Here is a 12,990-nt window from a genome sequence, read left to right as displayed (position 1 = left end):
TGGGACCTCAGGTCGACGGGCACGGCCGACTCGCAGTCCCTCAGCGTCACGACCAGGCGCCTGGACCCCGTCTCCCTCACCGCCGAGGCCGACAGGAGCCGCGCCCAGGACGGCAGCACCTCCTACCGCTGGGGCGTCGGCTTCGACCTGCCCCTCGGCTCCCACTTCGACGTCGGCGCCAGCTACCGCGGCGAGCTCGACCCCGCCGGCAGCGGGCACGGCGCCCGCGGACGCTTCTCGGCGCGCTTCCAGGCGACCGGCCTCACGGTGAAGGGCAGCGTGGAAGGCGGCGTCATCTGGCGGTCGGACGGCGAGCTGCGCCCCGACCTCACGGCGAGCCTCGCCGCGGTGGCCGCCGACTTCGGGCCCGTGTCGGGGTCGCTGGCGGCCAGCCTGCGCTACCAGCAGCAGCTGTCGGCGGCCCTCAACAGCTCGCTCAGCCTCGACCTCGACCGCGTGACGGTGGACGTGGACGCCGAGCTGAGCTACGCGAACGCGCTGAGCCTCTCGGGCGGCGTCGTCACGGCCGTCGACGTGATCAGGCGCGAGGACGCGAGCCTCGGCCTGCAGCTCGGCTTGGAAGGGCGCACCACGGCGGGCGGCACCTCGGCCGCCAGCCTCGACCTCGGCATCAGGTACGGCTTCGGGGAGAGATGATGGAACGACACGCGCACGTACCCTCAAGAGCCAGCGAGCGGTCCGTCGGCGCGGGGGGAAGCGCCGGGCCGGGGGGACCCCGGGCGCGACGCGAGCGCAGCGGCGCGAACCCGCCATGGTGGAGCGCCGCGAAGCCGCCAGAGCGCAGTGGCGCCACCCCGCCAGGGCGCAGCAGCGCGACCCCGCCGAGGAGCAGGCGAGCGCTCACGCGCCTCCTGACCGCCCTGGCACTGGCCGCGCTCATGGGCCTCGCCGCCGCCCAGTCCGGGCTGCCCGACGCCGACCTCGTGGTCCTCACGCCGGAGGTGACCCTCGGGGAGGCGGCGAGCGTCGAGGTGCACATACCGCCCGGCATGGACTTCGACCTCACTGTGGAGTGGGGCGACGGGGCCACGGACAACGTGGACCGCTTCGGCGCGGCCGTGCAGACCTTCGACCACGTCTACGCCACCACCGGGGCCAAGACGGTGCGCCTGACGCTCTTCGACTTCACGGTCCCCGAGACCCACGAGATCGACGCGGACGTCATCGTCGTGACGCCGGGCGCGACACTCGACGTGAGCCCCACGACCGTGGTCGTGGGCGAGACCGTCACGGCCACGGTCACCAGCGGGCCGGAGGGCGGGCGCCTCGACTGGGGCGACGGCGCGCTCGACGTCCTCGCCGGCGACCCGGTGGAGGAGTTCGAGCACGCGTACGCCGCCACGGGCGTCTACACGGTCAGGCTGCTCGACTTCGGCGGCGACCCCATCGCCACCGCCGTCGTGAGCGTCACGCCCGGCGCCCTCACCTTCGACCTGGACCCCACGGGCGAGGTCGGCCAGCCTGTCGGGCTGTTGATCGAGGGCCTGGCCGGGAACGCCCCCGACGGCGCGAGGCTCGACTGGGGCGACGGCAGCGTGGAGGTCGTCCAGGAGGACGGCGAGTACACGCACACCTACGCGGTGGCGGGCACGATCACCGTGCGCCTGCGCCGCCTGCCCGGCGACGAGCTGCTGGCGCAGGCCTCCACGACCGTGGGCGCCTACGGCTTCCTCGACCTGCCCGGCGTCGTCACCCTGTTCGAGCCGACGCCGATCTCGGCCTCGGGCCTGGCGCCGGGGCTCACATACCGCATCGACTACGGCGACGGCTTGTTCGACCTGCTCACCGCCGACGCCGCGGGAACGGTGGCGTCCGAGCACGTCTACGAGCTGCCCAAGGACCGCTTCGCGGTCACGCTGCGCCTGGCCGAGCCCGGTCAAGACGTGCAGCTCGACAACCGCACGGTCATCGCCGAGCTGCCCCTGCCGACCGAGGAGCTGGCGGTGACGGCCACGCCCGTCCCCGACGAGGCGCGCTTCGACGTGACGGTCACCGCCTCCGGCCTGCTGCCGGGCCTGAGCTACGTGGGCTACAGCCCGCAGCTCGGCATGGTCCTCCTGAGCCCCGACGGACCCGACACCGCGACCGGCACGATCGAGGCCTTCCAGGAGGGCGAGTTCACCTTCGAGCTGCAGGCGCACGTGAACGCCACCGGCGGCGGTTTCCGTGAGGAGCTGCGCGCGACCGCGTCGGTGAGCGTCGCCTGGCCGCGCGGGAACGAAGCGCTGGACATCGAGCACGTCTACGACCAGGTGCTCGCCGGCGAGGTCGTCACCGTCGTGGCCTCGGGCCTCGAGCCCGCCTACGGGTACGACCTAGTGGTGAACGGCGAGGTCGACGCCCCCTACCGCCTCGACAGCGGCGAGGTGGGCGAGCTGCCCGAGCCCGGCGTCTGGCGCGTCGAGCTGCCCGTCGAGCTCTTCGGCCCCGACGTGACCCTCGACCTCTACGCGCGCTACCCGAACCAGTTCCAGGTCCTCGGCACGCCCGAGCTGCGGACCAGCGTGAGCTTCACCGCGGTGACCCCCACCGGCGCCCTCGCCCTCGACGACCCCGTGGTGCCCTACCTGGTGCCGACGCCGGTGCACGCGACCGAGCTCATGCCCGGCCTCCCGTACCGGCTGGAGCTGCCAGACGACAGGGTGGAGCGGTTCGAGGGCCCAGTCGACGGCGAGCTGACCTTCGAGCACGCCTTCCCCGGCGGCCTGCCCGCGTCGCTGTACGTGGACATCGCGGGCCTCGACTCGCAGCCCGTCGCCACCGTCACGCCCAGCGGCATCACGTTCGCCGGGAAGCTCGGCTACAGCTACGACCTGCAGGGCTACCTGCAGACCGGCGAGGTCACCATGCACGTGAGGGGCGCGACGCCCAACCACGTGCACGTGGTCACGTTCAACGACGGGCGCCGCTACGAGGCCGAGACGGACGAGAACGGCGAGGCCGACATCGTCGTCGAGGAGCCGCTGGTGGAGGCGTACCTCTACGTGCAGGCGTTCGGCTCGGAGAGCTTCGTCGGACAGACGCGCCTCCAGCTCCCGCCGAGCGTCGTGAACTTCTACCTGACCGACGGCTGGCAGGTGCGGATCACGCGCCTCGAGCCGGTGCCGGGCAGCGGGTTCCAGGAGGACGGCACCTTCGTGCCGCCGTTCTCGCCCGAGGACGTCACCGGCGAGGGCGAGCTCGTGAACTTCGTGGTCGGCGGCAGGCTGCAGGACCCCATACCGGTGCGGTTCGAGCACCTGCGCCTGCTGGGCTCCACGGTCATGGAGGGCAACGCGAACCTGGTCGCCGACTCGCTGCAGGCGGACCTCCCGCTGGCGCTGGAGGGCGCGAGCCTGACGTTCACCGACATCGTCCTCAAGCCCTACGGCGAGATGCCGAGCCTCTCCGGCGTGATCGCGCTGCCCACGGGCGAGAGCCAGCAGTTCGCGCAGGTGCTCATGCCCACCGGCTCGCCCACCGAGGGCTTCATGGTCACGATCACCGACCGCGGGCCGGGCGCGCAGGTGGGCACCTCGCCGTGGCGGTTCCGCGTGGGCGAGCGGGGGGCCATGGTCGACCTCAGCACGGCCAGCGACTACAACCTCATGCGGGAGGACGGCGGGACGGCGCTGGCGCACGCCTACCGCGGCTACGAGGAGGTGGGACGGCCGAACCCCGCCGGCGCCGGCGGCAGCTGGGTGGGCGTGCTCTACCACGACGCCGAGTTCACGCTGTCCGACAGCGGCACCGTGGGGTCCGGCGCGACCTTCACCGGCGACCTCGCCTGGACGTCGGCGGGCGCCACCGCCTACCTGACCGGCGAGCTGGGCGACGAGAACGGCCGTCTCGAGCTCGGCGGCTGGACGTTCACCGACGTCACGGGCCTCGAGCTGCTCGTCGTGGACGACCAGGTCGTCCGCTTCACCCGTCCGCACGGGATGGTGTACCTGCCGTTCTTCGGCGAGGACGTGCCCGTGGGCTTCCAGCCCGCGTACAGGCCCACCGGACCGCAGTGGCTCCCCATCACCATCGCCCCGGTGGCGCACAGCTACGGCAGCACCGCCGTCGTGGGCGGGCTGGGCGTCTTCGTCAACGAGCCCAACCTCCGCCTGGGGCTGCGCTTCCCGAGCGCCGTGTGGGCGCTCGACGGCGACCTCGCGGCGGACCCCAACACCATCGACTCCAGCACGGGCGAGGCCCTGATCGGGGGCCTGCCGGGCCTCACCGACGCCGAGCGGGACCTCGCGCGGACCTACGACGACGCCGTCTCCACCGCCGAGACGCTGCTCAACGTGTTCCAGCTGCAGCTCCTCCTCAAGGACCTCACGCTCCACCCCGACGGCAGCGTCGACCTGGGCGGCAGCCAGTGGCGCACGCTCGCGAAGGCGCCGACGCTGAACATGTACGGCTTCCCCTACCTGGGCGCCGGCGCCGAGATCGGCGTGAAGCGCGAGGGCGGCCAGTACGCGATCGGCCTGCGGGGCGAGCTGCGGCTGGCGGACGTGCTGGAGGCGAAGGCCGCGCCGTCGTGGTTCTACCACCAGGGCGGCCAGGAGACGCGCTGGGCGTTCGAGGGCGTGGGCGTGAAGTTCGGGGGGTTCGAGGAGTCCCCGGTGACGTTCTCCCTGGTCGTGGGCGGCGTGATCGACACCCAGCGGCTGGCGCTCTCCTTCACCGGCGGCGGCAGCCTCACGCTCCCCGACCTCGTCAGCGTCGAGGCGCTGGGCCTCTTCGGGATCGTCGACACCGGCGGCCCGCTGCCCGACCCGTTCTGGTTCGTCTCCGCCGGGGTCGACCTGGCCAACATGGCCCGGCCCATCAACGTGAACGTCCAGGGCGTCGACGTGCTGGCGTTCTACGCGTTCCGCGGCGGCATCGCCTCGCACCTGCGCATCGACGTGGGCGGCGGCGACTGCCGCGTCGACGACGGCGACGTGGCCGCGGCGGTGCTGCCCAGCATCTCCACGCACGCGCTCGAGTGTTACGACCCGGACCTGCCCATCTCGTTCCTGGCCGGCACGCTGATCGGCTCGCCGGTGCAGGGCGGGGCGGCACCGCCCCTCTACGGCAAGATCTGGCACCTCGACGCGAACCTCGTCGTGAACCTGGGCAAGGGCGGCGACCTGCAGCTCGCCGGCCGGGGCTGGATCGGCAAGAGCCTCGACGAGGGCTACCGCCAGCGCACGTCGGTGCCGGAGCAGATCGCCGGCCGGCTCGTGGTCAACTCCAGCGGCATCACCGGCTCGCTCTGCGCGGGCCCGCAGTCCTACGCCGTGGAGGGCATCGACTGCTCGGGGCTCAGCCCGGCCGAGATCAGGGAGGCCGGCATCCTGCTGGCGCAGTTCGACGGGACGATCGAGTTCAAGGCGTCGTGGGCCGACGCCGAGTACTACTTCGCGCTCGGGCGCAAGACCGCTCCCCTCTACGGCTACGTGATCCCGAGCTACGTCCAGGGCTACCTGGTGACCGGCTACATCCGCAAGCCAGGGATCCTCGACCCCAACGTCGCCCTACCCGCCGGCGGCTTCTGGGTGGGCGCCCAGACCGGCTTCCGCTGGGACTACTCGGACAGCGGCTCGGCCCTGGTGTGCGACTGGAGCGTGTGGGCCTCGGCGGGCTTCGGCTACGGCGGCGCCCTGGGCATCCAGATGGTGCCGGCCTTCCAGTTCTCGGCCGAGATCACCGCCTACGGCTGGGCCGAGGCGGGCGGCAGCATCTGCGGCGAGAGCGAGAGCCTGGGCGCGTCGATACGGGCCGTCGGCCGGATCCAGGCGCCGAACCCCACCGAGTTCAGAGGTGACTTCGAGGTGAAGATCAAGCTGCCGGTCGTGCCCGACATCGACGTCACGATCGAGAACGTGGGGGTGACGCTCAACTGATGACGAGCGACCGCGTGACACGGCAAGAACTTTCGACGAGCTCGCGCCTCGCGCAGGCCCCTGCCGGCCGCGCGGCGGCGCGCCTGGGCGTCGCGCTCCTCGCGCTCCTGGGCCTCGCCGTCGCCGCCGCCCAGCCCGCGGACGACCGCGTCATGGAGGGCGTGGCGGCGGTCAGCGAGGGCGCCAGGGTGTCCCTGCGCTGGTACCTGCCCGGCGACGTCTTCCCGGAAGGCGGCTTCGTCGTCACCCGCTTCGGTGCGGACGGGACGGAGGCGACGTGGGAGGTGCCGTCGCCGCTGCCGCCGGAGCGTTCTCTCGTCGACCAGCAGACGTACGAGGCCGCCCTGGCCGTCTACGACCCGTCCGCGGCTACTGCCGCCGCGGACGACGTGGGCTTCGAGCTGGCCCGCGCCCTCTTCACGGTGCGTGCGGCGGTGGACCCCGACCTCTCCGAGACGCTGGGGATCCTCTACCGCGACGACGACGTCGAGGTCGGGCAGCGCCTGCGCTACGTGGTGCGCACCGCGGCAGGCGACCCGGTGGGCGAGGCGACGGTCACGGTCGGCTCCACGCCGCCCCTCGGCGCCCCGACCGGGCTGAGGGCCACCGTGCAGGGCGGCTCCGTGGGCCTCATCTGGGACCGCCCCGACGACAGCGAGCTGGTGGTCGCCTACCGGGCCGAGGTCGTCGGCCCCGACGGCACGGCGCGGCCCCTCGGCGAGGAGTGGACGCCGCTGCCCATCCCCGGCGACACGCCGGAGGAGGACGCGCCCTTCTGGATCGCCGACGAGGGCAGGACGCCCGGCGAGACCGTCACCTACCGCGTCGTGGGCCGGGACCTCTTCGGCCGCCTCACGCCGCCGTCCGCCGCCGTCACCGTGCAGGTGCCGATCGCGCGGGCCCTCCCGCAGCCGCAGGTCACGAGCGCCGACGTGGGCGACAGGGCCATCACCCTGCACTGGGACATCGCGCCCAGCGACGACGTGGCCTGGTTCAGGGTCCTCCGCGCGCTCTCTCCCACCGCCGACCCCGTGCCCGTCTCGCCGCTCCTGGCCGCGCAGGAGCGGAGCTGGACCGACGAGGGCCTCCTGGGCGGGACCGACTACTACTACTACGTGGCCGCGTACGCCGAGGACGGCAGCGGCGTCGTGGGGCCCGTCTGGGCGCAGCGGGCGGTCAACCCGAACCCGCCCGGCGCGCCGACGCGGTTGGTCGTGGAGGCCCGCGAGGCGTCGCTGGTCGTGAGCTGGCGGCCGCCCCTGGACGAGGACGTGGGCCGCTACCAGGTCTACGCGGGCCGGCCCGGCACGCCGTTCGACGCCATGACGCTGGTGGGCGAGACCCGGGACACGACCCTCGAGGTGCCGGTGCCAGCCAACACGCTCTTCGACGTCGCCTTCCGCGTCAGGGCCGTGAACACCAGCGACGTCGCCGGGGCGCTCTCGGACGAGGCGACAGGCCGCGTCCTCGACCTCACGCCGCCGTCAGCGCCGCTGTGGGCCAGCGCGACAGGGGGCGAGGAGGTCGTGTCGCTCGCCTGGGTCAGGGACCTCGACGCCGACGTCGCGTTCGTGCGCGTGCTGCGCTCACCGGCGGGCGAGGGCGAGTTCGCGGTCATCGCGGACGAGCTCGATCCGTCGGTCACGAGCTTCGAGGACCGCGAGGCCCCAGCCGGCGTGGCCTTCGACTACGCCCTGCAGGCCGTGGACGCCGCCGGCAACGAGTCGGACCTCAGCGAGGTGCGCACCGCGGCGGCCTGGAGCCTCGACGCCCCGGCCCCGGTCGCGGGCCTCACGGCCGAGCTGCTCGAGGACGGCGGGGTGCGCCTCACCTGGGAGCCCGGCGCGCCGGGCACGACCTGGGTGGTGTCGCGCCTGCTTTCGGGGAGCTGGGTCGAGGTGAGCGACCTGCTCGACCGGCCCGAGTTCGTCGACCCGCGCGGCCGACCCGGCGACGCCTACCGGGTCGTCAGCGTGTCGGCGACGCGCCAGCGCGGCGAGGGCGTGACCGTGGAGGTGGCGACACCCTAGGCCCTGTCTCGGGTGCGGGCTCGCAGGAGGCGGTTCCCACGACCCATCCGCACTTCGGGAGCCGGAGGGGTAGCGCCCGCATCCGATCGCGAGCCGCCCGCGTATCACTGATCGGGGGTACGCGGAGACATCTCCCAGGGGGGCACGAGGAGACATCTCCCCAGCCGGCTACCCAGGCGGCCCCAGGGCATGCCGGCGACTCGAGAGCTCGCCGCCTCCGGCCTCCCCTACCAGGCGGCGAGCTCGCCACGTTCCCAGCTTCCGGCGAGCGTCACGGGGCTGCCGTATCACCGGCGAGGCCGCCGCTACCAGCTCCCGTCAGCGGCCGTACACGCGCACGAAGCCGTCGGTCACCCCCAGGAAGGGCTCGGCCAGCTCACCCGAGGCGGAGCGCGCGTGCCGACGTGAGGGCTCGGTCTAGCCCAGCCAGCCGAGGACCGCGGAGCCCAGCCAGACGAACAGCACCCCCACGGCCGCCACGGGCACCTTGTCGACGAGCAGCTTGACGAGGTCGACGATCTTCACCTCGGCCACGTCGCGCTGCGGGGTCGGCTCCGGCGCGAGCAGACCGCGCAGCATGGCGAGCGCCTGCGCCAGGCAGAGCACGAGGCCCACGACGACGAGGACGTAACCGGTGACCTGCTGCATCTTCCCACCCTCCTGCGCCGCCCGCCCTCGGAGGCAAGCGGGCCGCGCGCTGGCGCGTGGGAGGGCGCGCCTCGTGTGGTAGGGCAACTATAGCGTCGGGCACGCGAGGGGGCCGCGGCGGCCCGCCGCGCCCGCGCAGTGCGCGGCCGGTCCGGCGGCGTTCACCGCGGCGAAGTCCTGCCCGGACGCGCCCGCCGCGTGAGGGGCAGGCGATACCGCAGTGTGAGCGTTCAGGGAGCGCTGGTCGCGCGCACCACCAGGCGCGTGCTCAGCAGCGTGTAGCCGGTCAAGCGCCCGCCCTCGAGCTGCGCGACGAGCTGCCTGGCCGCGCGCCGCCCGAGCTCCTCGACGTCCGCGGCCACCACCGTCAGCCCCGCCGTGGACGCCTCGGGCCCGTCGCCGAAGCCGACCACGGAGACCCGGCCCGGCACCGACACGCCCGCTGACCTCAGCTCCTCGACCGCGGCGATGGCCATGAGGTAGTCGGCGGCCACCACGGCGTCGAAGTCGTCGCGCGCGCGGGCCAGCCGGGCCACCGAGGCGCGCGCCACCTCGGGCACGAAGCCGCCCTCGAGGAGGTCGTCCTCGCCGACCTCGAGCCCGTGCCTCAGGACCTCCTCGCGGAAGGCCTCCTCCCGCTGGCGTCCGTCGACCTGCGTGACGTCGCCGCGCACGTAGACGAACGACCGCCGGCCGCAGGCCACCAGGTGCTCGACGAGCTGCCGCATGCCCTGAGCGTTGTCGTGCAGCACGGCCGGCACGCGGGCCTCGCTCGCCAGGTGGCTCACCAGCGTGACGGCCCCGGCGGACCGCCACAGCTCCCGCAGGGCCGGCTCGGAGAGGGCAGAGGCCAGCACGAGGGCGCCGTCGGCCGCGCCCACGCCGCGCGGCAGCGCCGACGCCGGCGCCTGCGGACCCACCTCCACGACCTCCACCCGCCGGCCGGCCGCGTCGAGCACCGCCGTCGCGCCGCGGATCACGGCGCTCTGGAACACGGCCCCGGCGTCGTTCGTGAAGACGAGGACCCTCATCCGAACAGCAGCTCCAGCTCGCGCTGCACGGCCAGCGCCACGGCCCCCATGGCCGAGACCTGCTGCGTGTAGACGAGGGTCAGGTGCAGGTCCGCGAGCTGCCATGCGGGCAGGCGCGCGGCGAGGCGGCTCCTGAGGAGCTCGAGGAACGGCTCCCCCAGCTCGGCGAGGGGGCCACCCAGCGCCACCTGGTCGGGCCGCAGCGCGGCCACGACCCAGGCGAGGACCTGGGACAGGCGCTCCGCCAGCCCATCGCGGGCGCTCTCGGCGGCGGGGTCGCCGCGCGCGGCGGCCGCGCGGAGGGCCAGGCACAGCGAACCGGGCCGGAGCGACGCCGACCCGACCTGGGCCGAGGCGTCGCCCGGGGGCCCGGAGGCCCCTCCCGCGCCGGTCACGGACACATCCCGCAGCACCGCGCGCAGGTCGTCCTCCACGGCCCGCCAGTCGAGCCGCGGCGCCAGCGCGCTCAGGTCGCTGCCGTAGTGGACGGCTCCGCCGGCCAGGCACACGCCCACCTCGACGCCGTCGTCGACGACGAGGCTCACGAGCGTCCCCTCGCTGCCGCCACCGAAGGCGAGCTGGCCCAGGGCGCCCAGCTCCGCGCGTCCGGCCACGTGCACCGGCACGCCCACGCGCGCCTCGAGGCCCCGCAGGCTCTCCCCGTCCTGCGCCCCCGGCAGACCGACGCCCACGCTGGCGAGGGGTGCGTCGAGCTGCGCCCTCAGGCCGGCCACGACCTCCAGCACGGCCGCGGACGGCTCGTCGCCCAGGTGGCTGACGTGCATGGCGCTCACCTCGCCGGCGAGGTCGGAGAGCACGCCCAGCGCCCGACCCTCCCCCACGCTCACGCCCACGACCTGCCGCGCGCCGGTCTCGAAGCGCAGGAGGGTGGGCCGCTTGCCGCCGCTGCCCGAAGACTGGCCCAAGCCCTGCTCGCTCACCAGCCCCTCGGCGATCAGCTCCGCCACGAGCGTCGAGACGGTCGGCTTGGTGAGGCCCGTCACCAGCGCGAGCTCGCTGCGCGAGCGCGCCTCGCCGCGGTAGAGGGCCCTCAGCACGGCCCTGCGGTTGTGGCGCCTGAGCCCCTCCTGGGTGGCGGGCCTGTCGAGGGCTCGGCTCACCGACCGGCCGCCCGCCGCGCCGCGCACGGCGCCGGACGCGCCTCCCTGAGCGCGTCCCAGTTGGCGGGGTCCTCCCCGCCCAGGCCCCAGATCGCCACGCCGCCCACCCCGCGGCCGCGCAGCGCCTCCAGGCGGGCGGCGGTGGTGACGGCGTCGCTCACGTAGGTCACCTGCCGCGGGAGGCCCCGCACGTCGAGGTCGACGACCAGCTCGCCGCTGGCCTCGTCGCGCACGGGCTCGAGGCCGAACTGCCGCACGGTCCTGTCCGTCGCCTCCCAGGTGGTGGCGCGCGCCGGCGGGCGGGCCCGCGTCCACGTGTAGCCGTAGAAGGGCAGCCCCACGCGGAGCCTCGCGCCCTCGGTCACGGTGGTGGCGTACGCCACGACGTCTCCCACCCAGGCGCGGTCGGCCACGGGTCCGGGCGGCTCGTCGCGGTTCGTGAAGTCGTAGGTCATGAGGTTGAGCGCGTCGGCGGCGGCAGCCAGCCTATCCCAGTCCTGCGCGGCCGCGCCCTCGAACGGCGGGGCGTCCTCGGTCTTGGCGTGGACCGTCACCGACAGCAGCCTGCCGTGGTCGTGCAGGGCCTCCGCCAGCTCCTCGACGAACGACGCGAACGCCTCGCGGGTCGTGAGGGGGAACCCCTCGTAGTCCACGTCGATGCCGTCGAACCCGCGCCGCAGCACCAGGTCGACGATCGCGTCCACGTGCGCCGGGCGCCGTTCGGCGTCGAGGAAGCCCCAGTGACCGCTGAAGACGCTGGGGACCACGAGCAGGCCGGCCTCCCGCCAGGCGCGCACCTGCGCGTCGGCGCCCGCGCCGCCCTGGTCGAGCAGGGCGCCGTTCGCGTCGGGCGTGAACCAGAACGGGTGCACGACGTCGATGACGTCGAGGTTCGCCGCGATCGAGTCGGCGCCGCCGGGGTGCTCGGAGGACGGGTACCAGACCGCCACGCACCAGGAGCCCTGCGCGGCGGCGGCGCCGGCGAGCGTCAGCGCGAGCAGGGCGAGGACGCGCGAGCCCGCCTCCCTCACGGGTGCACCCCGACGGCCGGCGGCTGCGCCCTCCTCCCGATGGGCAGCGTGCCCTTGGCCTCGGCCTCGCCGAACAGCACGGCGACGGCCGCCTCCGTCTGGTCCGCCCGGCGTCCGTAGCAGCACAGGGCGGCCCTGGCGCCCTCGAGGGCCAGGCCGTCCAGCGGGCTGCGCAGCGCCAGCACCACGGGGCGGTGGCCGCGCTCCCGCAAGGCGTCGAAGAGGCGGCGCTGGGCGGGGTCGGAGACGGCGTCAACGGTCGCCAGCACCACCGTGTGCGCGCCCTCGCAGGCGCCCAGCACGTGGCCGATCGCCTCCTCGCGCCGCTCGCCGTGAGCGAAGCCGATGGCGGCCAGGTGCGGGTGACGCCGCGCCACCTGGTCGGCCAGGGTCACGCCGCCGACAGCGGCGGTCTCGGCCGGCGTGAGGTCGCCGGCCGCGACGGTGACGACGCAGAGGCGGTCGTCCGGCCTCAGCGCCAGCGGCAGCTCGCCGGCGCCCGAGACGACGGTGACCGCGGCCCGGGCGATCTCCTTGGCCCTCAGCGCGTGCTCGGCCCAGTCGCGGGCGGGATCTACCGGCTGCGGTCCGCTGCCCGCCAGCCGGGCGCGCGCCGCCGCCACCCGCCGCCGCGACCCCGGCGAGGCCAGGCCCGCGAGCCCCGCGACGATCCGCTCCTGGCCCGGCAGGTGGCCCAGCACGGCCAGGTCGGCGCCGGCCTGGAGCGCCAGGCGCGCGCGTCGCGGGCCGGGGACGCCGTTCAGGGCGTGCATGTCGAGGGCGTCGGTGAGGATCAGCCCGTCGAAGCCGAGCCGTTCTCGCAGCAGGCCGCGGTTCACCGCCGCCGAGAACGTGGCCGGGGCGTCCTCGAGCGCCGGGTAGCGCACGTGCGCCGTCATCACGGCCGCTAACCCGGCGTCGAACGCGGACCTGAAAGGGCGCACCTCGAGGCCCATGAGCTCGGCCAGGGTCCGGTCCACGGTCGGCGCGGCGTGGTGCGAGTCGACGTCCGTGTCGCCGTGGCCGGGGAAGTGCTTGGCGCAAGCCAGCACGCCGGCCCCCTGCATGCCCTCGACCATGGCGGCGCCCAGCGCGGCGACCAGGTCGGGGTCGTCGCCGAAGGACCGCAGGCCGACGACGGGGTTCGCGGGACGAGTGGCGAGGTCGAGCACCGGCGCGAGGTTCACGTTCACGCCGAGGGCCGCGAGCTCCGCGCCGAGTATGCGCCCGGCGGTGCGCGCCAGCGC

General features: G+C 74.6%; 8 protein-coding genes. 3 read left to right on the top strand and 5 right to left on the bottom strand.

Annotated elements, in window-relative coordinates; genetic code table 11:
* From VF202_05875 to VF202_05865, 3 genes are all read left to right on the top strand, one after another.
* On the top strand, positions 1-657 hold a 657-nt coding region (locus VF202_05875; protein ID HEX7039620.1), incomplete at its 5' end, for a hypothetical protein.
* Positions 658-899: 242 nt separating this feature from the next.
* Positions 900-5,882, top strand: coding sequence for a hypothetical protein (locus VF202_05870; GenBank protein HEX7039619.1), 4,983 nt, complete (start codon positions 900-902; stop codon positions 5,880-5,882).
* Positions 5,882-7,912: a hypothetical protein gene (locus VF202_05865; GenBank protein ID HEX7039618.1), complete on the top strand. Its 2,031-nt coding sequence runs from the start codon at positions 5,882-5,884 to the stop codon at positions 7,910-7,912. Before VF202_05870 ends, VF202_05865 begins: the two co-directional genes overlap by 1 nt.
* Before the next feature lie 417 nt (positions 7,913-8,329).
* Here VF202_05865 and VF202_05860 read toward each other — a convergent pair whose 3' ends face one another.
* From VF202_05860 to VF202_05840, 5 genes are all read right to left on the bottom strand, one after another.
* The gene (locus tag VF202_05860) at positions 8,330-8,560 is read right to left on the bottom strand and encodes a hypothetical protein (protein ID HEX7039617.1); all 231 of its coding nucleotides are present in this window, start codon (positions 8,558-8,560) and stop codon (positions 8,330-8,332) included.
* A 230-nt stretch (positions 8,561-8,790) separates the two neighbouring features.
* Entirely contained in the window at positions 8,791-9,591 is an 801-nt protein-coding gene (locus VF202_05855) for a substrate-binding domain-containing protein (GenBank protein HEX7039616.1), read from the bottom strand.
* Positions 9,588-10,712, bottom strand: a complete 1,125-nt coding sequence (locus VF202_05850; protein HEX7039615.1) for an ROK family protein — start codon at positions 10,710-10,712, stop codon at positions 9,588-9,590. The genes VF202_05855 and VF202_05850 overlap by 4 nt, the downstream gene beginning before the upstream one ends.
* The gene (locus VF202_05845; protein ID HEX7039614.1) at positions 10,709-11,743 is read right to left on the bottom strand and encodes a glycosyl hydrolase family 18 protein; all 1,035 of its coding nucleotides are present in this window, start codon (positions 11,741-11,743) and stop codon (positions 10,709-10,711) included. Before VF202_05845 ends, VF202_05850 begins: the two co-directional genes overlap by 4 nt.
* A partial coding sequence (locus tag VF202_05840; GenBank protein ID HEX7039613.1) for a glycoside hydrolase family 3 N-terminal domain-containing protein occupies positions 11,740-12,990 on the bottom strand: 1,251 nt, incomplete at its 5' end. The genes VF202_05845 and VF202_05840, both read right to left, overlap by 4 nt.

The sequence above is a fragment of the Trueperaceae bacterium genome, from assembly GCA_036381035.1.
Classification (GTDB): domain Bacteria; phylum Deinococcota; class Deinococci; order Deinococcales; family Trueperaceae; genus DASRWD01.
The sequence above is the reverse complement of the archived record's forward strand: the minus strand, read 5'-3'. Positions and strand labels throughout refer to the sequence as shown.